Raw genomic sequence first — 22,703 nt, 5'->3', positions numbered from 1 at the left:
CCATTGCATGTAAGCCCATGGGTACAGATCAGACTAAATCACTTGATTATTTGTCTTTATATTCAAAACTTTACAATAAACCCCTCCTATCTACAAGGGTATTGAGATAATTTAAATAAAACTGTATAAAGGTACAGTTTTTTAATGATTAATTACCTAGAAGACTTCCTCTTAACCTTAATTCAAGTTAATATCGCCGCTTGGACAATTTCTCCAGAGGAACTCTAAAAGCAATGAAAGCTAAGTTTACAGGTCACGATACATTCCCTCTGCGCTATGGATGGCTATTCAAAGCGGTTAATCATTTGAATTCAAATGGTAATTTTTCAAGTTCTGACGAAGAAAGTATTCGTCATTCTATCGTAGAGCTTGGCGTTGGTAAAAATATGGTTAAAGCTATTCAGTATTGGGCTGAGTCGAGCGGCATTATAGAAAGCGACAGAAAAAATAATAAAACCTTTCATAATGTGACGAAAAACAAAGGGCACTTTTTGTTTGGTGACAACGGCAAAGATCCTTACCTCGAATTGCATGGTTCTATTTGGTTATTGCACTTTTGGCTAAACTTTAATGATGAACACCTAACCGCCTATCGCTACTTTTTTAATTACTCTAATGTTCAGTATTTTGAAAAATCAAAGCTGATCGATGATTGCTATGAAGATGCAAAGCGCCTAGTTAAAAGCGAAGTTGGTAATATTACGACTATAAAAAAAGACATGGATTGTTTTTTAAATATGTACAGTAAAAAGGTTAAGTCTACAGCTAAGAAGATAGATGAAGATCACTTCACTTCTCCCCTTGCTGAGCTTAATTTACTACAAGATAACGGCCGCTCTTTTTATGTCAGTAATTTAACTGAAAGGCCTGAGTTACCTATTGAAGTATTTATCTATGCGTTACTCGAATTCTTTAAAGTAGAAACAACTGAATCAAAAGTGAGCACTGTTGATTTTGATTCGTTACTTACTAAACCGTGTTCACCTGGCCGAATATTTAGATTATCTGAGGCTGGCCTAGGGCAAAAACTCGATGAAGCTCAGCAACATACTAAAAAAGAAATATCATGGGTTGATTCATTAGGGCTAAGACAAGTAAATATATCTGAATCAGTAAAAAACAATACTTTCAAATACTTAAATGACTATTACGGCAAATCCAATGTCTGAATCTATTATTGAAATAAATCAACGATATAAAAGCTCCACTCGCATTGATGTTGATAGTGCTAACCTAAACCCCTTTATAGATGACTTTATCGTACATGGAACGGCTATTAATGTACTTGATACTGTAAGCCGTGAGTTTGAGGGCAGTACACAAAGAGCCTATACAATCACGGGCCCTTATGGCTCTGGTAAATCGACTATAGCCTTATTTTTATCTTGCTTGCTTTCTACAGATTCAGAACAACGTAGTTACGCTTTAAACAAGCTTAATAATTCTCAAAAAGTAATAACTGGGTTTGATGATAGGTTTAAAATTACTAATGGTTGGAAAACCATTAAGCATGTCTGTGGCCTTGAAGCCCCCGCAAATAGTATTCTAATAAGCTTATTGAAAGCGTTTAATATCAAGTTTAATGCAGAAGATATACTCGCTCTTGATGATGATAAGTGCTTAGCAAAAATAAAATCTATTTTACAAAAACAAAATGATAACGAAGACGGCGTTTTAATTTTGCTCGATGAAATGGGTAAAGCTTTAGACTATCAATCGCGAGCAAATAAAGACTTACATTTATTTCAGTCTCTCGCTGATATTGTTCAACAAGTAAAACGCCCTGTATTACTGGTTGGTTTTTTACATCAAGCATTCTCTGATTACGCTAAAAATAAAGACGTAAAAACACAGCAAGAATGGAGTAAAGTTCAAGGCCGCTATAGAGACTTAAGCTTTAACCCTTCGATTGATGAATCTTTAGTACTTGTAGGTGACTCAATATTTAGAGCCCCAAAAGTAGTAAAAGCTATAGAATCAAAATATGAAAAGCTGGTCGAGGTTGTAAGTTCGGCGTTTGCAAATCAAAACAAAAATATTGATGCATTAAGTAATACCTTACCGCTAGATCCTATAGTTAGCTTATTACTTGGCCCTGTTTCTCGTCGTCGTTTTTCTCAAAATGAGCGTAGTTTGTTCGGCTTTTTAGCGTCACATGAGAAATATGGATTTAGAGAGTTTTTAGAAACAGAATATAGCGAACTTAATGAAGCGCTAAGTTTGTACCGCCCTGAAATGTATTGGGACTATTTACACCATAATTTACACCATTTAATTGTTACTTCACAAGATAGTAAAGCATGGCTAGAGGGTTGCGATGCAATTTATAGAGCTGAACAAAAAGGTGGCGAACTACATACTGCTATTACTAAACTAATCGCTCTACTCACTATTTTTGGTTTCCATCACCAGTTACATGCTAAGCGTGATTTTATAAAAAAATATTTTATCAGTCGCGGATACGAAGCTGCTGAAATAATGCAATCTTTGATTGACTTAGAAACTTGGACAGTTGTTATTTATCGCCAAAAACACGATGCTTTATTTGTGTTCCAAGGTAGTGACATTGATATAAATAGCCTAATCAACGAACGTATTGAAGCTATAAGTTATGGTGTGGATTGGACTGAAATATGTGATATTCCGCAAAATATATTAGCAACTGCACATTACCATAAAACCGGTACTATGCGCTGGGCAACAACAAAGCTGATAAACAAATACGATGTTGCTCTTATCAAGCCATTTGTTACCCCACCTAAAACGGGAGAAGCATTTGCTACGTTTATTTTATGTGTGAATGAAGATATTGCTAAAGCACTTAAACCTCATGAAGAAGCAATGCCTTTCAGTATTGTTGGAAAGTTTGAAGACTTTTCAAACCTTAAAAATGCTGCTATTGAGTTAATAGCTTTAAAACAAATACTCAAAGATGAGAAAAAAATAGCTCATGACTTAATTGCAAAAAATGAGCTAGAGAATCGTATTAAATTTGCGCAGTCGAATGTTGATCATGAGCTTCAATACGTATATAAAAATGCAGACTGGTTTCATTGCGGTAAAAAGTTAGAAACGGCACCTTTAACATCTATCGCCTCAAAAATTGCAAATGAGCTATTTGACAAATCACCAGTGGTAATAAACGAATTAGTGAACCGTTCAAAGCCTTCTGGTAGTGCAAACAGTGCTATTCGTAAGTTAATGAATGCCATGTTTGAAAAAGGCGATGAAAAAGATCTTGGTTTTGATGAAAAAGCCTTTCCACCTGAAAAGGGCCTTTACCTATCTTGTTTAAAAAGTAAAGGTTGGCACTGCAAAACTTCAGAGGGATTTTTATTCCCAAGTGAGTGGAGTAAGGAATCGCAAAAAGCTAACCCTGAAATGCATGAGTTATTTAAAAGCGGCTTTAATTTTATAAAAAACAACTCCAAAAACAAGCAAGTCACTTTAGCTGAACTTTATGATTTTTGGATGCTGCCTCCCTTTGGGCTAACGGCGGGTTTATGTCGTATCTATGGCTTAGCTTTATTAAAATCACTCGAAGGGCAAGTTGCTTTTTATGATTGGGACTCAACCAACCAGTTTATTTTTATACCAGAGTTAGATGAAGAGTTAGTTAATAAAATTTATAAGCATCCGAATGAAGCTGGTGTTCGATATTTTGAAATATCTGAAATACAAAGCCACTTGCTAGATAACTTAGCCCAAGCAACACTTGGCGAAGTTAAAAATGACGCTGCAATATTAAACATAGCTAAGCATATTGTGGGGATAGTTCATAAGTTACCAACATGGGTAAAAAAAACCAGCGGTGAAAGTTTTACTGGTGATGAAGGTAATGGCTTAACAAAGCAAGCCCGTGATTTCAGAAATAAAGTTATTGCTGCCAACGACCCTTATAAGCTTATTTTAGATGATCTACCTGCGGTATTTGGCTTTAAGGAAGACGATGTTGAAGTCGAAGAAAAACTGGGCCAATACCTTAAAACTGCGATCGAAGATTTAAGTGCTCAGCACGATATTTTACTAACCGGTTTTAAGCAGATTATTATTCAAATGCTAGGTGAAGATTTTAATCAGGCATTAAAGGAACGATGTGATTTTGTTGAAAAAGTTGCAAAGCGCCCTAATGTGAAAGAACTTGCTAAACGTATTTCACAGCACATAGATGGTAAAACTAAGTTTGAGTTTATTATTAATTTAGCTGCAGGAACACCAGAACGTAATTGGACTGATAAACACCTTCGTAACGGTTTAGATGAACTACAAAACTTATGTGTACAGTTTAGACGCATTGAATCATTTGGTAATATTCAAACTCGAGGTAATTCCAAGCCATTGGCATTTATCACTACGGACAATGATGGTAACCACCAAGAGTTTGGTGGGTTCATTAGACATGATCTTAACAATGATAAAGAAGTAAAAAATGCAGTTAATAGCATCCAGACTTCTATTGCCGCAATGCCTAAAGAAAAGCAACTTGCTGCACTCACAAACCTATTAACTAATTTGATGGATCAAACAGAAGCTGAGGTACCAGATGACGGAAAAAGTTAAACATGTGTTAGGCCTCTCAGGTGGTAAAGATAGTAGTGCTTTAGCACTATTTGTTAAAGAAACTTATCCAGAGTTGGATGTTGAGTACTTTTTTACTGATACAGGCTATGAGCTTCCAGAAACTAATGAATTTATTGACCAACTTGAAGAAAAGTTAGGATATATTCATCGCTTAAATGCCCGCTCTTTAAATAATATAGAGGGGCGTGGCGAGAAAGATTTTGCCCATTTATTAAAAGAGCATGGTAATTACTTACCTTCTCAAAGAGATCGGTGGTGTACTGTTCAGATGAAGTTAAAACCATTTGAACAGTGGTTAGATAGCTTTATTAAAGATGGTTACAAAATAAAGAACTATGTTGGCATAAGAGCAGATGAACCTGAACGTGTTGGCTACATGACAATTGAAAAACCAATCGAATCAGTTTTTCCATTTAGGGAGCATGGCATAGTAAGAAGTGATATAGAGAATATATTACAGCGAAACGGTTTAGAATTGCCGGAATATTACAAATGGCGCTCTCGCTCTGGATGTACATTTTGTTTTTATCAGAGAAAGATTGAATGGGTTAAGCTCATGGAAAAGCACCCTGACTTGTTTGAAGAAGCAAAAGCTTTTGAAAAAGGCGATGACAATAATACGACCGTTGGTGAACGTTTTTACTGGATGGGCCAAGGTCAGCCATTAGAAACATTAGAAGACCCTGCAGTACAAAAACGTATTATTGAAAATCACGAGAAAAAAGTTGCTCGCTTTAACAAGAAAAAACGCCGTAATGCGCTATTAGGTGACTTTGAAGGTTATTGTGAGTTTAACGAGCTAGATGATATTTATGACGAAGCAGAAGGCGGTGGAGCCTGTGTGACATGTTATAAATAATACGAAGCGGCTAAATAGCCGCTTTTTTTATAGCTTGAACTAAAAAATCAATGTCTTTACAAGTAATTTCATGAGTAAAGCTAATTCTAAACGTATGCTCTGCCTGTTCTCTAGATAAGCCTAAAGCAGTTAAAACATGTGAAGCTTCTATTTCTTTCGAGGAACAAGCTGAGCCTTGAGCAAGGCACAGAGAATTTTCATTATCACGTACTAGTAAGCTTACATTAGCTTTCTGTAAGGACAGGGAAAGGATATGGGGTAGCGTGCTACCGTTACCATTTACAGTATGTTCAATTTTATTTTCATTTAACTTTTTCAAAAAATAAGATTTTGGATCTTCATTTTTAAAATAACTATACGCCTCTTGAAACACTTCAATAGCTTTACCAAAACCAATAATTAACGGTGTTGCGACTGTTCCACCTCGCAAACCCTCTTCTTGTCCTGCTCCATGTATAACAGGTAATAAGTTTCGTTTTCTAAGGTCGCGAATGTAAACAGCACCAATTCCTTTAGGTCCACCAACTTTGTGCGCAGAGAATGACATTACATCAACATTCATATCATCAACGTCAATTTCTGTTTTACAAAAACTTTGAGCTGCATCTGAGTGAAATAAAATACCTTTTGAAAAGCAAAATTCCCCAATTTCGCTGATCGGGTTAATTGTCCCTAGCTCATTATTAACATGCATTATAGATACGAGAGCCGTATCCTCTCTTACAGCAGCTTTAACATTCTCAGCTTTAATAACGCCATTCTCATCAGGGTCAACAAGCGTAATCTCATACCCTAAATTTTGAAAGTAGTCGCATATAGCAAAAATGCATTTGTGTTCAATTGAAGAGATCACTATGTGTTTTTTGTTCCTGAGGGTTTCATCACCTAATAACATACTTTTAAAAGCTACATTATTAGATTCAGTGGCACCGCTAGTGAATACAACCTCGCTAGGAAAGGCTCCTATTTCACCTGCTAAGAGCTCTCTTACTTCATTGACCTTGACTAATGCAGATTCGCCTAAGAAGTGGCTAGAAGCAGAGTTGGCATAGCAGCTCTCAAATGCATTCATCAGTGATTTTTTGACTTCAGGTAAAATTGGATATGAGGCAGCTGTATCGAGGTATATCATTAAATTAATCCTTCATTTGAGGGTTTAAGAATAACACAAAGAGATAAGGCCTTAACCCCTTTAACAGTATACTTTTAAAATAATGCGAAGACCCGCTACAACTCCCCCGTGATCACACCCTCAAGCTATAAATTGATGAGTAATCACTTGCATGGATGCAAGTTAAGCCGTGACTTCGCCATGGATGGCGAATACACGGCGATTACGTTCACATCAATTTATAGCTTGAGGACACAGTGTGATCCTCGGGTGCGCCGAGAGAGTCCAGAGAGAGGTCGGCGGCAGCCTCTCTCTGGTTGCCATCGCCAACGCGATATTAAACACTTACCTTAATCCACACTAAAAACATGGCTGTTATTTACCCTTCAGTGTAATAGTATGAACACGTATTGCACCGTTCATTTATTGGTCAGCGAGGTGTGCTATGTTTACTCATAAGATCGCTCTTCAGCGCTTACTAGTATAAAAAATGTATTGGCTAGTGTGGCTGTGTTTAAGTACCGAGGTGTTACTTTCAATGAATGTTAGGGTTAGGTGGTTTTTAGCTATACTTTTAGCGCTTTGTTTAGGCGTGCCTAGCAGTGGTTGGGCGTCGAGCGATATTAAAAAAATTGTACTGGCTACCGACACCATTGACGGGCTGGTAGAAAAAGACGGCTCTGGCCTTTACGTTGATATGCTGACTAAAATTTTTGCTGCGCAGTCGATTGAGCTCAATATTATGATTGTGCCTCAGTCGCGTGCTTATTGGTGGACGGCTAACGGCAATGCCGATGCTATGTTAAGTGCAAGGCAAAATGAGGTGGAGGGGTTGTACTTTCCGGTTTGGCATTACGATATTACTTTTGTGTCGGCGATGTTTAAAAAAGGCCGATTTAAAAATTGGCAAGGTGAGTATTCGTTACAAAACCGCTCGGTAGGCACATTAAGGGGATCTAACTACAATAATTATTTGTACGTGCCGATTGATTTACAACAGGTTACTCAGCGGATTGAGGGCGTTAAAATGCTCAAGCTCGATAGGCTTGATTTCTTTTTAGATAGCCGTAAAGCGCTGCAGCAAACCTTGATTGCTAATGCCGCTGAGTTATCAACAATAAACTTTGACCCACAGCAGTACCAAATTGAAAACATAGTTCCAATAAAGCAATACATTGCCTTTACCGATAACGCTAAAGGCCGCGAGTTAGCACAAATTTTTGATGCTGGTTTTGCTAAGTTACTTGCCAGTGGTGAGCTAGAAGCGCTTTTTATTGCTTACAACTACCTGCCTTTTCCCTTTCCACAAAATATAGACTAGAGTAGTAATTACATATTGCTGTGGTTGAGTTTTTTATGAGAGTTGTATTTGCTTTAGTTATAAGCTTAATTTTTGTTTTTCAATGCGTTGCACAAAGTAACCTGCCTCTCTCTAAAATAGAAAGCCAACCCAGTACAGTGCTTCACGCAAACACCCAACTTAATGTACTTACGGTTGATTTAGGCACTATTATTAGCAAGCCACTAATACAAAGGGGCTTAGAGTTTGAACAGCAAACCGGTATTAAAGTTAATGTAACCAAGGTGCCTTTTGGTCAGTTATATAATGAAATAAGTAAAGATTTAAGCTCGCCAACCAGCCAGTACGATATTATTGCTTATGCATCGCAGTGGATGGTTGATTTTGCACAAAACAATTACCTAGAGCACCTAGACACCTACGTAAGTGCCGACCCTCTAATTCAATGGAATGATGTATCGCGCTTTTTTAGAGATTTTAGCTCTAAATATAATGGTCAAATTTACTCTATCCCCCTCGATGGCGATATACACTTACTATATTACCGCCTCGATGTACTTAAAAAGTATGGCCTAACCCCACCCAGAACCTGGGATGATTACCTTGCTATTGCTAAGCAATTACATGGGGTTGATATGAATGGGGATGGCGAAGGTGATTTTGGCTCGTGCATTTCTAAAAAAGCCAATGAACAGTCGTATTGGTCGCTGCTATCTATTGCGGGTAGTTTTTTGCAAAGTAAAGGCACGTCGCAGGGGATATTTTTTAACACCAAAACCATGGCGCCGTTAGTGAATAACGCGGCATTTAAAAAAGCCTTACAAATTTATAAACAAACCACCGAATTTGGCTCTGCCGATGAACTTAACTTTGACACTAACGATGTAAGGTATGCGTTTATTAATGGGCGCTGCGCTTTAGCTATTGAATGGGGCGATATTGGCACCATGACCGTATTACCCGAATCTAAAGTAAAAAACAAAACGGGGGTAAGTATATTACCGGGGTCAACCGAGGTATTAAATCGTAAAACAAACCAGCTTGAGCGATGTAACTCTACCCTTTGCCCATTTGCCATGGGCGATATTAACTATGCGCCTTATGCTGCATTTGGTGGTTGGGTAGGCTCAATAAACCGCGCCAGCACTGCTGGCAAAAAAAAGCTCGCTTATGAGTACTTGTCGTATGTTACTCAGCCTTTGCAATCTAATGAAGATGTAACCATAGGGGCCACGGGCATGAATCCGTATCGTACCTCTCAATTGGTTAATCAGCAAAGCTGGCTTAAGCAAGGCATGAGTGAAAATACCCTTCGCTTTTATTTAGGCTCTATTTCTAAAACGGTAAATAATGCCAATATTATTCTGGATTTAAGAATTTTTGAAAACAACCGTTACTTTAGAGACATACTCGACACGGAAGTAGCTAAATACCTAAGGCATAACCAAACCGTAGACCAAACGGTTGAAAACATTGAAACCGGCTGGAATAAGTTAACCGATGAAATTGGCCGTGAAAAACAATTAAAGGCTTATCGAGCGTCGTTAGGCTTAGTTGCAACCCCTTAAGCCCCCGCATTTGTTTTTACTGGGCTACCTGCACTGCGCGCTCTTTATTTATTACAAGCGGGATAAATCTGCCAGCTAGTGTATACTTAGTTGTAGTCATTCTTTAGAGTAATAAAATGCTAAGACTCGCTTTTGTTGTATTACTAATAATTGGTAGTTTTAAGGTATTTGCCTGTGCCAAAACACTTAAAGTGGGTACTAATGAACGCAACTGGCCGCCTTATGTGGTGGCAGTTAATAACAATTTAACAGGCGTTGAAATTGATGTGGTAAATACGATTTTTAACGGCTCACCTTTTTGTTTAAAGTTTATGTTGCTGCCTACCTCTGCTCGTGCTTTTGAAGAGTTAAAAGAAGGCCGTATTGATATTGTTTTTGCAGCCAGCATAACCCCTGATAGACAAAGTTATGCCTATTTTAGCGATACTTATCGCGATGAAATAATGCGCCTTTATAAATATAGCGACTCTCCTGATATAAATAACCTAAGCGATATTTTTTATAGAGATTTAACTCTCGCTACTGGTCGCGGTAGTTATTATGGCGCTGCATTTGCGCAGTTTAAACAAAATCATCCTGCTCACGTTATTATGATGCCCACAGCCGATAAACGCTTTGCAATGCTTAGTAAAAACAGAGTGGATTACGCAATAGAAGACGAAGTAGCAGCACAATATTTTTTAAACCAACACCCAAGCATTGAGCTTGTTACTAGTATGGCGGCTATTAATAAGAGTTCTATTCATTTAATGTTGAGTAAAAAGTCTATTAACCAAGCCGAGTTACAAACTATAAATGAGTTAATTAAGCAAAATAAAAGCAACATACACGCTATTTATCAGCTGTTATAGCTTTTAAGCTTTATTCTTTTACCTTTCATCTTTGGGCGTGGATCTGTATAATTCGCGGCCTATTATTTACTCTATCGCTTGTTTATTTATGCGGCACCTTGCTGCAGCTTAACCCTGCCATTAATTTTCTAGGATTACTTTTTTTGATCTCCACCGCAAATATTACGATGCAGTTTGGCGCAGAGCCGTTGTTTGAAAACATTTCAGCTAAATTTGGTAACGGTAACCGTTACGGTTTAATTGGCGCTAACGGCTGCGGCAAGTCGACATTTATGAAAATTTTAAGCGGTGCGCTTACGCCTAGTGCAGGTAATGTGTCTATTACGCCGGGGCTAAAATTAGGTAACCTAAGCCAAGATCAGTTTGCGTTTGAGCAATACAGCGTAGTTGACGCGGTAATTATGGGCGACGTTGAGCTTTGGAAAGTAAAACAAGAGCGCGACCGTATTTATTCGTTGCCTGAAATGAGCGAAGAAGACGGCATGAAAGTGGCCGAGCTTGAAAGCGTTTTTGCTGAAATGGACGGTTACACCGCAGAAAGCCGCGCAGAAGAAATACTACTTGATGCGGGTATCGATAAAGAATTTCATTATGGTTTAATGGCAAACGTAGCCCCTGGTTGGAAATTGCGTGTGCTTTTAGCACAGGCGCTATTTGCTAATCCTGATATTTTGCTACTTGATGAGCCAACCAATAACTTGGATATTCATACTATTACGTGGCTTGCGAATGAGCTTAACCAACGTAAATGTACCATGATTATTATTTCCCATGACCGTCACTTTTTAAACTCGGTATGTACGCACATGGCCGATATTGATTACGGCGAGCTGCGTATTTACCCAGGTAACTACGAAAAGTACCTTGAAGCCTCAGGCTTACAGCGCGAGCAGTTATTAGCTGAAAACGCGAAAAAAAGCGCTGAAATAGACGAGCTGCAAGACTTTGTTAACCGTTTTGGTGCTAACGCCTCTAAAGCAAAACAAGCCAGCTCGCGTGCTAAAAAAATGGACAAAATTAAGCTTGATGAAGTTAAAGCATCAAGCCGTATGAGCCCGTCACTGAGCTTTGACGAAGGCAAAAAAATGTATCGCCAAGCGCTTGAGCTAACCAAGCTTGGCCATGGGTTTGACGGTGAAACATTATTTACCGGCGGCGACTTATTGCTAGAAGCGGGTGCAAAGCTTGCGGTAATTGGCGAAAACGGTGTGGGTAAAACCACCTTTTTACGTTGTTTAGTTAACGAGCTTGAAAGTTTACACGGTGAAGTTAAATGGTCAGAAAACGCGACCTTTGGTTACTGCCCACAAGACAGCAGCAAAGACTTTGATAACGACTTAACTTTATTTGATTGGATGTCGCAGTGGCGCACAGCTAAACACAACGATTTAATGGTTCGTGGCATGTTAGGGCGTTTATTGTTTACCGCAGACGATTCAAATAAGAAAGCGCGTAACTGTTCAGGTGGTGAGAAAAACCGTTTGTTATTTGGTAAGTTAATGATGCAAGACGTTAACGTACTAATAATGGATGAACCAACAAACCACATGGATATGGAAGCCATTGAAGCGCTTAACAATGCGCTAAAAGACTTTAAAGGCACGCTTATTTTTGTAAGCCATGACCGTGAGTTTGTATCGTCACTAGCAACGCGTATTGTTGATATTAAAGACAAGCAAGTGATTGACTTTCAAGGTACGTTTGACGAATACCTGGCAAGCTGCGAAGAAAATAAAGTAGCTTAAGAGCTAGGTTAAAGGTTAAACCATTTTAAAAGCGGTGCTTGTTTAAGCGCCGTTTTTTTTGTGTCTGTATTTCGGGGTTCGGGGTTCGGGGTTCGGGGTTCGGGGTTCGGGGTTCGGGGTTCGGGGTTCGGGGTTCGGCAGAATTGTGCTTGGTAGTTTATTTATAAAAGAGTAAAGAAAGGCTGTGTTTTTTTGCTCATTTGCACCCATTCTTTGCTGTTTGTGCAAATAATTTTTTAGTGAATTATGCACAAAGAGGGCTATGAGGCGCTGCGCTGAAAGAGTAGGTTAAAGGATAAAGGTTTCAGATTTTAGCACTAGCTCGCGCCTCGCAGCCCGTTGCCCGTTGCCCGTTGCCCACAGCTCGTAACCTTTCACCTTTAGCCTTTAGCCTTTAAATAATAAAAAAAGGAGCATTACTGCTCCTTTTTAAATATTACTCAGGTTTATTTAATATCAAACCTATCGGCGTTCATTACTTTTACCCATGCATTTATAAAGTCGTGTACAAAACGGGTTTTGTTATCGTCTTGAGCATAAAACTCTGCTAATGCACGTAGGATTGAGTTTGAACCAAACACTAAATCAACCCGCGTAGCCGTGTATTTAGTTTTACCGCTTGCACGATCAACTATGTTGTACTCGCCTTTGCTTGCAGGTTCCCAGCGGTTGTTCATGTCAGTTAAATTAACAAAGAAGTCGTTACTCAGTACGCCTACGTTGTCGGTAAATACGCCATGCTCACTATTGCCATAGTTAGTGCCCAGTACGCGCATACCAGCTAGTAACACGCTCATTTCTGGCGCGGTTAAGCTCATTAATTGGCTGCGCTCCAGTAATAGCTCCTCGGCGGATACAGCGTAGTCTTTTTTCAACCAGTTTCTAAAGCCATCATGAATTGGCTCTAATGGCTCGAATGACTCGGCGTCGGTCATATCATCAGTTGCATCGCCACGCCCTGGGGCAAATGGTACGGTTACATCAACCCCGGCCTTTTTAGCGGCTTGCTCTACTGCAGCGGTGCCGCCAAGTACAATTAAATCAGCCATACTAACAGGCTTAGTTAAGCTCGCTTGCAGTGTTTCAAGTGCGCTAAGTACCTTGGCTAAACGCGCAGGTTCGTTACCTTGCCAGTTATTTTGCGGAGCTAGGCGAATACGGGCGCCATTAGCACCACCACGGTGATCGGAGCCTCTATAAGTACGTGCACTGTCCCATGCGGTATTAATTAAGTCGGTTTCACTTAATCCACAATTGAGTAGCTTCGCTTTTAAGTCGGTTATTTCAGCGTCGCTTAAGGTGTAATCAACCGTTGGAATTGGATCTTGCCAGATTAAATCTTCGCTTGGTACATCGGCACCTAAATAGCGCGATTTTGGCCCTAAATCACGGTGGGTTAACTTAAACCATGCGCGAGCAAATACGTCAGTAAAGTACTCAAAATCGTCATTAAAACGCTCAATAATTTTACGATATGCGGGATCGAGCTTCATTGCCATGTCGGCATCGGTCATTATTGGGTTTAAACGAATTGATGAGTCTTCCACATCAACGGGTTTATCTTCTTCTTTAATATTAACCGGCTCCCACTGATGAGCACCGGCAGGGCTTTTTGTTAGCTCCCATTCGTAATTGAGCAACAATTTACAATAGCCGTTATCCCATTTAGTTGGGTAAGTTGTCCATGCGCCCTCAATACCTGAGGTCATGGTATCGCGGCCAATGCCACGCGTTTTATGGTTATTCCAACCTAGACCTTGCTCATGCACGTCGGCAGCTTCTGGCTCAGGGCCTAAGTTTTCTTCTTTACCATTACCGTGAGTTTTACCTACAGTGTGGCCACCAACGGTGAGTGCTGCAGTTTCTTCGTCGTTCATGGCCATGCGGGCAAAGGTTTCGCGAACTTGATCTGCGGTTTTAAGTGGATCGGGCTTGCCATTAACCCCTTCTGGGTTTACATAAATTAAGCCCATTTGTACTGCTGCTAATGGGTTTTCCATGGTGTCGGGTTTATCAACCTGGGTATATCGCTCATCACTTGGGGCCAGCCATTCTTTTTCTGCGCCCCAGTAAACGTCTTTTTCTGGGTGCCAAATATCTTCACGGCCGCCAGCAAAGCCAAAGGTTTTAAGTCCCATTGATTCATACGCCATATTACCGGCTAAAATCATCAGATCAGCCCATGAAAGCTTATTGCCGTATTTCTTTTTAATTGGCCACAACAAACGGCGAGCTTTGTCGAGGTTGGCATTATCGGGCCATGAGTTAAGTGGAGCAAAACGTTGATTACCCGTACCGCCACCGCCTCGGCCATCCGCTAAACGATACGAGCCCGCAGCATGCCACGCCATACGGATCATCAGGCCACCATAGTGCCCCCAATCGGCTGGCCACCACGGTTGGCTTTGAGTCATTAAATTTTTTAGGTCGGTTTTAAGTGCCTCTAAGTCGAGTGAATTAAACGCGTCGGCGTAATTAAAGTCGCTATCGTAGGGGGTAGTTTTACTATCGTGCTGATGAAGGATGTCTAAATTCAGTGAATTTGGCCACCAATCTGTATTGGTGTTTTCTGTTGTGGTATTACTGCCATGCATAACTGGGCATTTACCCGCTTTATGATTATCCATATTGAGCTCCTTTTTAAATATAAATAAAAACGCCCATGCTTACTGCTTTTGGCATTCACCAAGTGGGAGCGCTGTTATTTTTTTGCCATTATATTAATGACGTGTACGGTCTCTGCTTATTCAATATACGTGTAGCGGCTTTGATACGCTAGAGTAAGACGATGCTTTAAAACGATTACAATCATTTATAAATATGATGGTGCTGCCAGTTGAGTGCTTAATATTAAAACTTTTTATAAAATAGATGATCGTTATTAAAAATAGCCACGTAATGTATGCTGAAGGGTTTGAAAGTGACTTAGGTTCTCTTAAGTGCACAGTGGAATACCCCCCTTCGCCATGAAATTATAGTTATAAAAGGTGTATAAACTATTTATGCACCTTTATTTCTTCCCTATTTTTAACTATTTGAATTTAGTTAAGTAAAAATTCAGGTAGGCACATATACACTAGGCTTTATCTCCTATTGTTCCCTGAGATGTTGATGTAGTTTTTTCCAGCCCACCTTGGGCTGGTTTTTTTTGCCTATAATTACTGCTACTCAAGTTAATACCAGCTTCCCTATACTCACCCTAGTACCAATGATGTGCGCATGTTAGAGTTAACAAAGCGATTAATTAATTTTTTAACTAGGCATATCAATGCGTTTTTATTTTTTACTATTTATTGTTTTTATAGGTGCTTCATCTGTAGTGCAAGCTGCTGATAAAAACACCGCGACCTTGGATGAGCAACAGCAACGTGAATTAGCGCAGCTAAAAGAGCCAATGTATAAGCCATTACTTGAGCGTTATATTCTCGACGAATTAAAGTCGGTTCGCCAAGATCAACAAAAACTGCGTGAAGACGTGACCAAACAAGTTACGCATGCACAGTTAGACACCGCCGATCGGGCGCTGACTTACACAACCGACACGATTAATAATGTATTTTTTATTATTACTGCAACCGCTTCTATTTTAGTATTGGTGGGCTGGAATTCACTACGTGATGTAAAAAATAAAGTGGAAGATATAGTAAATACTCGAGTTAGTGTTATTACTGACGAATACGAAGACCGCTTGAAAATTTTAGAAGAAAAACTGCGTGTACGTTCTGAAGAAATACTCAGTAACCAAGAACGTATATCAATCACCAACGAAGTTCATTCGCTATGGATGCGAGCCAACCTAGAAAGTGATATTGCCAATAAAATTGAAATATTCGATGAAATTTTAAAACGTAAACCAGAAGATGTAGAAGCCATTGCCTACAAAGCGGATGCATTATTAGAGCTAAATGAGACTGAGCAAGCCATTGAACTTTGCAACCAAGCCATTGATATAGACAGTGATTATGGTTACGCCTATTGGCAAAGAGCCTGTGCGTATGCTTTAACACATGAACATGCAGATGCCCTAGCTGATATAAAAATGTCTCTTGAATACTCGCCTAACTTACGAAACGAGCTACTTCACGAAAGTGCTTTTGCCAGCCTACATGATAACGATAGCTTTAATGCTATTGTTTCAAACGAAGCTTAGGGTCTGCTGACCCTAGCGTTTGAAGTATAAGTCTATTGATTTAGAGAGCAGCTCGTCTAGCTGCTCTTCAAAGTCTTCTATGTCAATTTCAAAATGATTTAAGTACGCTTTAGCCTGCACCTGAGATAAATTGCGGTTTTTAACGCTGTATTGGCGCTCATCTTTTTGCTTGTCGTATCGAGGTAAAAATAATAACTGCGCATAATAAGGCGATTTAATGTGCTTGTTCGCAAAGCGACAAAAGTCTTCAATGTGGTCTACGCCATCAGGGCCTAAACAACCTGGCTCTACTCGATACATTACACGAATTTTTTTCTCGTCACTTAGCTGCATAATTAATAATTACCTAAAAAATAAAACCCTAACCACTTTACCATCTTTGATCTGATAACTTGATATAAGCTCTGAACGTTTATCTATAACGTTCGCATCCGTTGAACAGGTTTCTGACGGTTCATGGTCTATTACAATATCACCATGCACAATACGCTTGATTGGTGATGAGTGCAGACACTTAAGTTTTTTAAACATAATGCCATAACGCGCTATTAGTTTTTCTTTACCTTTAAATAATAGCTCATTCGGGAAAATATAAAACTCAACATCTTCATCATACATGCGAATAAATTCTTCAATGTTACGCGCGTTGTAAGCATTTACTAATTGCTCAACAACAGCAAGTGACTCACGCGACTGTTTTGCTTTGGCTTGTTGCTTTGCTGTGAGTGCTTCTTTTGCTTGTGTGACTGCTTGCTCAGCTTGCGCAACAGCCTGGGCTTTATCCGCTTTACTATTAGGCTGCTGAACGGGCTTTGTAGATTCGCTGCCAAGTACTTGAGAGTCATCTGCTTTTACTTTCTCAACAACCGGCTTTTTTGGTGTATTAGCCTCTTGGCTTAATGTATCAAGCGCGTCTTGTTGTTGCGCTGCATTTTTTTGCTGTGTTTGTTTAGTCTCGTCCAGCGGTGTTGATTGCTCTATAGCATGACTATTTAACGTGAAAGCGGCCAATAAACAGGCACAAATAATAAATAAAGATTTCATGGATTTCCTAAGTACGAAGACTAAATACAATTAAAGCGCAACATAGCAAATTTTAGGCCTCTGAGATAGTTATTATAACGTTATAGCTAGCTACCAATACTGCTCAACCGTGATATGTCCCGGCTCTTTTCGACGATTACGCTTATAATTTTGAGTCAATAATAACTCTGTGGTGTCTTTAACCATTTGCGGATTACCACACAGCATAAATTGGGCGTTCTTTGGTGTAGCGCATAACCCCACGTGCTCATATAAAGCATTATTTTCAATCACAGTGGTAATTCTGCCTGCTAAGCCTTGTAAAGGCACCTCACGGCTAACAACCGGAATATAGTTGAGTTGACTAGGATGTGATTTTATTAGTTTGTTAATAAGCTCCTGATAGCTTAAATCGCTATTTTGCCGTACACCATGCACTAAATTTATGTGTTTGTATTTTTCCCATACTTCGCTCTGCTGTAACATTGATAAAAATGGCCCAATAGCTGTGCCTGTACTAAGCATCCACAATTGCTCACTCGCAGGCACTTCATCTAGAGTAAAAAAGCCAGTTGCTCGGCGCTCTATTAATACGGTGTCACCTGGTTTGAGTGTGGCTAAATGAGAAGATAGTAAACCATCAACCACATTGATGAGGTAAAACTCTAAATCAGGACTTTGTGGTGCATTAACATAAGAGTAGGCGCGAGCGATACGTTTATCACCGTCCATAATAGAGAGCTTTGTAAATTGCCCTGCTTTAAACGGCTCTACATCGGCGTGAACGGTTATGCTAAATAACGATTCATTCCACCATTTGACTGACTTTATTGTCGCATCAATCCAATTAGACATAGTTACTCCAGAGTTTAAGACGTGTTTTAGCTATCAGCTATCAGCTATCAGCTATCAGCTATCAGCTATCAGCTATCAGCTAAAACTTTAAAATTGTTCATTTTAAAGGCAAATTTTATAACTTAAACATTAGCATTAAGTTATAAATACTGACAGGGAAATAAATGGGAAAACAACGGGTTTCGAGTATCGAGCAACGAGCTAGTGCTAAAACCTAGGAACATAAAGCTCGTAGCCCGTAGCCCGAAGCTCGCATCAAAATCTCAGGCATAAAAAAAGCCGCATAAAATGCGGCTTTGGGGGTTTAGTCTCACTTCACTTTGGGCGTGTCTCCAAAACTTAGTGAATACGTTACCAAGGAACTGTTTAAGACTAGATAGACTCTAATGCAATTTTTACCATTTCGTTGAACGTGGTTTGACGCTCATCTGCAGGTGTTGCTTCGCCGGTGATCACGTGATCGCTTACGGTAAATAATGCCATTGCTTTTGCGCCATACTCTGCTGCTACGCCGTATAGGCCAGCTGTTTCCATATCAACAGCAAGTACACCTAGTTTGTCTAGGTCTTTGTAGAAAGTGTCGTCTGCTTGATAGAAAGTATCGGTAGTAAATACGTTACCTACTTTTGCATCAATGCCTAAATCTTTAGCCGCATTAACGCCGTTTAAAAGTAAATCAAAGTTAGCAATCGCTGCAAAGTCAGTACCACGAACGCGGGCACGGTTCACGTTAGAATCTGTGCTTGCACCTTGTGCAAAAATTACGTCGCGAATTTTAATATCGCTGCCAATACCACCACAGGTACCAATACGGATAATATTTTTAACGCCAAAACTAACAATAAGTTCACGAGCATAAATTGACATTGAAGGAATGCCCATGCCAGAACCCATAATGCTCACTGGCTTACCTTTGTAAGTTCCAGTAAAGCCGTACATGTTACGTACGCCAGTTACTTGCACTGCATCATCTAAAAAGTTTTCAGCAATATATTGTGCGCGTAGCGGATCGCCTGGCATTAATACTGTTTCGGCAAAATCACCTACGTTTGCACTGACATGCGGAGTACTCATTGATTGTTTTCCTTTTGTTTGGCTAAAAGCCCTATTACTTTAAAAATATAGTAGCGTATTTTTAAGTTATTTAACTGTGTTCAGCTTATCAATAAAGCCATCACCATATTCTAACGCTTTTAAGTTAAACCATTGCGCAAGTGTTTGACCGATATCAGCAAAGCTATTGCGTTCACCCAGTGGCGTGTTGTTCATTCCTGGCTGATAAGCAATAACTGGCACATACTCACGAGTGTGCTCTGACCCTGGAAAGGTCGGGTCACAGCCATGATCGGCGGTGATCATTAATAAATCATCAGGCTTTAGCTGATCTAAAATAGTTGGTAAGTAATCATCAAACTCTTTTAGCGCTTTGGCATAGCCAACAGGATTTCTGCGATGGCCAAACTTTTCATCAAAATCAACTAAATTGGTAAAAATTAAACTGTGATCCTGCGCAGTGGCCATCACTTCACTGGTTTTTTCCAGCAAGTTCATTAACCCTGGCGCTTTATGCTTTTGGGTAATGCCTTGGTGCGCATAAATATCTGAAATTTTACCAATACTGATTACTTCGCCACCGTCTTTTGCAAGTACATCAAGCAATGTTGGCGAAGGCGGTAATACTGAATAATCACGACGATTACCGGTTCTGGCAAAGTCTTGACTATTTGAACCCAAAAATGGCCGCGCAATCACTCGTCCTATATTCATTTCATCAAGCAGCGCCCGTGCGATTTCGCAAACTTGATAAAGCTTCTCTAGGCCGAATGATTCTTCATGCGCGGCTATTTGAAACACACTGTCAGCTGAGGTGTAACAGATTGGTTTACCTGTTTTTACGTGCTCTTCACCTAGCTGCTCTAAAATGGTGGTTCCCGATGCATGGCAATTGCCTAAAATGCCCGGAATACCTGTACGAGCAATAAACTCGTCTACAAATTCTTGTGGGAAACTCGGTTGTGTTTTTGGGAAATATCCCCAATCAAATAACACTGGCACACCAGCCATTTCCCAATGACCCGATGGCGTGTCTTTACCGCTTGAAAGCTCTTTTGCATAACCCCATGCACCTTGTGGCTCATTTCGGTCAGCAATTAAACAGGGTTCTTTACCAGCGGCTTCACATGCATCAACTAACCCTAATTTTGAAAGGTTAGGAAGCGAAAGCTTACTGCCAGTTTCGTCATAATATGCCTTGAGTAAATGTGCGAATGTATTAGCACCTACATCACCGAATTTATCTGCATCGGGTGCTGCGCCAATTCCTAAACTATCCGCCATTAAGATAATTGCTCTTGCCATTGTGACCTCACATCTGTTCTAGGTGGTTACTTTATCTGCTCTTCGATTTTTCCGTACAGGACATAAGTCCTGTTTCATAAAACCTAAACATTATAAATTTGCACTCTTAAGCGAAGCAAAAGAGATTAATCGTGTCTTTTTTGCTATTGTGATCTACCAACAATATATCCTTCTGTGTGGGTGAGAACTTTAGTGACACGAACTATTATAGCTATTGCAGGCGCATCGGCGTCCGGCAAATCTCTATTTAGCCAAACAATTTATAATGAATTGGTAAATGAGCTTGAACCAGGCGCTATCGCCATTATTGAAGAAGATGCTTATTACAAGGATCAATCGCATTTGCCGATGGCACATCGTACGCAAACGAATTACGACCATCCTGATGCATTTGAACACGAACTAATGCTTGAGCATTTAACACAACTTCGTAATGGCCACTCTGTTGAAGTACCAACTTATGATTATGCCCAACATACACGCAGCGATAAAACACGCCGTGTGGCTTCGGCTAAAATACTCATTGTAGAAGGTATTTTATTACTGAGCGATAAAGCGCTTAATAAAGAATTTGATATCAAGGTGTTTATAGATACACCGCTAGATATTTGTTTAATGCGCCGAATGCAACGCGACATGGAACAAAGAGGCAGAACATTACAATCTGTTGTTGAGCAATATCAAGCAACTGTTAGACCGATGTTTTATCAATTTATTGAGCCTTCAAAGCATAACGCTGATTTAGTTGTGACTCGAGGCGGTATGAATCGCGTTGCGATTGATATTATAAAAAGTAAAATAAAGTACATTTTACAAGAATAACAACGGGAAACGTTTGTATGACAACATTTATGAGCTTAGTAGGCATGATGGTGCTACTAGGCATTGCCTTTGCAGCCTCAACTAATCGCAAAGCAATAAAACTAAGAACCGTGGGTATCGCATTTTTAATGCAAGTGATTATCGGCGGATTTGTACTGTTTTTTGAAGCAGGCAAAAATGTATTAGCGAGTATGTCTCGCGCCGTTTCATCGGTTATTGGTTATGCCAACGATGGAATTAGCTTTTTATTTGGCCCATTAGCTTCGCAAGATACGCTAGGGTTTATTTTTGCAATTCAAGTATTGCCCGTTATTGTGTTTTTCTCAGCGTTGGTTGCTGTGTTATATCACTTAGGCATTATGGATTGGATTATTAAAATTTTGGGTGGCGGTTTACAAAAATTATTGAAAACCTCACGCACCGAGTCGCTTTCAGCCACAGCAAATATTTTTGTTGGTCAAACTGAAGCGCCTTTAATTGTTAAACCGTTTATTGCAACCATGACCAAGTCGGAATTGTTTGCCGTAATGGTTGGTGGTTTAGCCACCGTAGCAGGCTCTGTAATGGCCGGTTATGTGATTATTGGTGTTGACCTTAAGTATTTAATTGCAGCCAGCTTTATGGCGGCACCAGGTGGTTTCTTAATGGCAAAAATGATAGTGCCAGAGACAGAAACACCTAAAGATGATTTAGCCGAGATAGATTTAGGCGATGACAAACCGGTTAATGTTATTGATGCAGCAGCATCAGGCGCAGCAAACGGTATGCAGTTGGCACTTAACGTAGGTGCAATGCTACTTGCTTTCGTTGCGTTAATTGCTTTATTAAACGGTTTATTAGGCGGTATTGGTGGGTTGTTTGATTACCCTACATTAACGCTACAAGAAATTTTAGGCTACTTATTTGCCCCTGTTGCATGGTTACTAGGAGTACCGTGGAATGAGGCAATTATAGCCGGCAGCTTTATTGGTCAAAAGTTAGTGGTAAATGAGTTTGTTGCTTACTTAGACTTTATAAATTATCGCGATACGTTAAGTGCGCATACACAAGCAATTGTTACTTTTGCATTGTGTGGCTTTGCTAACTTATCATCGATAGCCATTTTACTAGGTGGATTAGGCGGTATGGCGCCTAGTCGGCGAAAGGATATCGCACGCTTAGGGCTCAGAGCAGTGTTAGCAGGATCTATGGCTAACCTTATGAGCGCAGCAATTGCTGGGTTTTTCCTCTCGCTAGCTTAGAAACTTAATGAGATGATCCATCTGTTGCAAAACAATAGGATAGCGCTTTAAGGGGTTAAAGCACTATCTGACTTGAACGATACTTCACCAAGGGCCGCAAGGCCCTTTTATCGTTTTAGCCCCCCTACTTTAAACCCTTTTAATATCTTCGTTAATTCTCACGTTCTCTCTACGATTAATACCAATTCGCTTAGTTAAGTAGTCTATTTTGAGGCTGGAAAACGTATTGATAGCAAGGC

At 39.8% G+C, this 22,703-nt stretch carries 17 protein-coding genes; 10 read left to right on the top strand and 7 right to left on the bottom strand.

Going from position 1 to position 22,703, the window contains the following annotated elements:
* The first annotated feature begins 233 nt into the window (after positions 1-233).
* From PUND_RS15625 to PUND_RS15615, 3 genes are read left to right on the top strand one after another with little or no spacing between them, the layout of a single operon-like run.
* Positions 234-1,169 (top strand): DUF4007 family protein, encoded by a 936-nt coding sequence (locus tag PUND_RS15625; protein WP_010389541.1) that lies wholly within the window; start codon positions 234-236, stop codon positions 1,167-1,169.
* Positions 1,162-4,560 (top strand): hypothetical protein, encoded by a 3,399-nt coding sequence (locus PUND_RS15620; protein WP_010389542.1) that lies wholly within the window; start codon positions 1,162-1,164, stop codon positions 4,558-4,560. Before PUND_RS15625 ends, PUND_RS15620 begins: the two co-directional genes overlap by 8 nt.
* Positions 4,544-5,440 (top strand): phosphoadenosine phosphosulfate reductase family protein, encoded by an 897-nt coding sequence (locus PUND_RS15615; protein ID WP_008465183.1) that lies wholly within the window; start codon positions 4,544-4,546, stop codon positions 5,438-5,440. Before PUND_RS15620 ends, PUND_RS15615 begins: the two co-directional genes overlap by 17 nt.
* A gap of 10 nt (positions 5,441-5,450) precedes the next feature.
* On the opposite strand, the gene PUND_RS15610 is transcribed toward PUND_RS15615, so the two are convergent.
* A complete protein-coding gene (locus PUND_RS15610; RefSeq protein WP_010389544.1) occupies positions 5,451-6,572 on the bottom strand; it encodes a cysteine desulfurase family protein in 1,122 nt (373 codons plus the stop codon).
* A 469-nt stretch (positions 6,573-7,041) separates the two neighbouring features.
* Between PUND_RS15610 and PUND_RS15605 the strand changes: the two genes are divergently transcribed.
* The 4 genes from PUND_RS15605 (at position 7,042) to PUND_RS15590 (ending at position 12,015) form a co-directional block, all read left to right on the top strand.
* On the top strand, positions 7,042-7,872 hold the full coding sequence (locus tag PUND_RS15605; protein ID WP_240539525.1) for a substrate-binding periplasmic protein: 831 nt from the start codon (positions 7,042-7,044) through the stop codon (positions 7,870-7,872).
* 35 nt (positions 7,873-7,907) lie between these two features.
* Positions 7,908-9,419: an ABC transporter substrate-binding protein gene (locus tag PUND_RS15600; protein ID WP_010389547.1), complete on the top strand. Its 1,512-nt coding sequence runs from the start codon at positions 7,908-7,910 to the stop codon at positions 9,417-9,419.
* 116 nt (positions 9,420-9,535) lie between these two features.
* Entirely contained in the window at positions 9,536-10,270 is a 735-nt protein-coding gene (locus PUND_RS15595; protein ID WP_010389548.1) for a substrate-binding periplasmic protein, read from the top strand.
* Positions 10,271-10,413: 143 nt separating this feature from the next.
* The gene (locus tag PUND_RS15590; protein ID WP_010389550.1) at positions 10,414-12,015 is read left to right on the top strand and encodes an ABC-F family ATPase; all 1,602 of its coding nucleotides are present in this window, start codon (positions 10,414-10,416) and stop codon (positions 12,013-12,015) included.
* Positions 12,016-12,461: 446 nt separating this feature from the next.
* On the opposite strand, the gene katG is transcribed toward PUND_RS15590, so the two are convergent.
* Entirely contained in the window at positions 12,462-14,642 is a 2,181-nt protein-coding gene (gene katG, locus PUND_RS15585; RefSeq protein WP_010388680.1) for a catalase/peroxidase HPI, read from the bottom strand.
* Between the two features lie 641 nt (positions 14,643-15,283).
* Here katG and PUND_RS15580 point away from each other — a divergent pair.
* Positions 15,284-16,165: a tetratricopeptide repeat protein gene (locus PUND_RS15580; protein WP_010388681.1), complete on the top strand. Its 882-nt coding sequence runs from the start codon at positions 15,284-15,286 to the stop codon at positions 16,163-16,165.
* A 12-nt stretch (positions 16,166-16,177) separates the two neighbouring features.
* On the opposite strand, the gene PUND_RS15575 is transcribed toward PUND_RS15580, so the two are convergent.
* The 5 genes from PUND_RS15575 to PUND_RS15555 all read right to left on the bottom strand — a co-directional run bounded on the left by PUND_RS15575 (position 16,178) and on the right by PUND_RS15555 (position 20,401).
* Complete coding sequence (locus PUND_RS15575; RefSeq protein ID WP_008112665.1) at positions 16,178-16,498, bottom strand: hypothetical protein; 321 nt, start codon at positions 16,496-16,498, stop codon at positions 16,178-16,180.
* 9 nt (positions 16,499-16,507) lie between these two features.
* The gene (locus PUND_RS15570) at positions 16,508-17,209 is read right to left on the bottom strand and encodes a nuclear transport factor 2 family protein (protein ID WP_010388682.1); all 702 of its coding nucleotides are present in this window, start codon (positions 17,207-17,209) and stop codon (positions 16,508-16,510) included.
* A gap of 90 nt (positions 17,210-17,299) precedes the next feature.
* Complete coding sequence (locus tag PUND_RS15565) at positions 17,300-18,043, bottom strand: ferredoxin--NADP reductase (protein WP_010388685.1); 744 nt, start codon at positions 18,041-18,043, stop codon at positions 17,300-17,302.
* A gap of 372 nt (positions 18,044-18,415) precedes the next feature.
* Positions 18,416-19,117, bottom strand: a complete 702-nt coding sequence (deoD, locus tag PUND_RS15560) for a purine-nucleoside phosphorylase (protein WP_010388686.1) — start codon at positions 19,115-19,117, stop codon at positions 18,416-18,418.
* Positions 19,118-19,183: 66 nt separating this feature from the next.
* Entirely contained in the window at positions 19,184-20,401 is a 1,218-nt protein-coding gene (locus PUND_RS15555) for a phosphopentomutase (RefSeq protein WP_008467026.1), read from the bottom strand.
* Positions 20,402-20,593: 192 nt separating this feature from the next.
* Here PUND_RS15555 and udk point away from each other — a divergent pair, with 192 nt between their 5' ends.
* Together udk and PUND_RS15545 are read left to right on the top strand one after the other, a co-directional pair.
* Positions 20,594-21,223 carry a uridine kinase gene (gene udk / locus PUND_RS15550; RefSeq protein WP_008110733.1) on the top strand — a complete coding sequence of 210 codons (630 nt, stop codon included), beginning with the start codon at positions 20,594-20,596 and terminating at the stop codon, positions 21,221-21,223.
* A gap of 17 nt (positions 21,224-21,240) precedes the next feature.
* A complete protein-coding gene (locus tag PUND_RS15545; RefSeq protein ID WP_008110735.1) occupies positions 21,241-22,464 on the top strand; it encodes a NupC/NupG family nucleoside CNT transporter in 1,224 nt (407 codons plus the stop codon).
* The last annotated feature ends 239 nt before the right edge of the window (positions 22,465-22,703 follow it).

It is taken from the genome of Pseudoalteromonas undina (genome assembly GCF_000238275.3).
Classification (GTDB): domain Bacteria; phylum Pseudomonadota; class Gammaproteobacteria; order Enterobacterales; family Alteromonadaceae; genus Pseudoalteromonas; species Pseudoalteromonas undina.
This window is presented reverse-complemented; position numbering and strand designations above follow the sequence as displayed.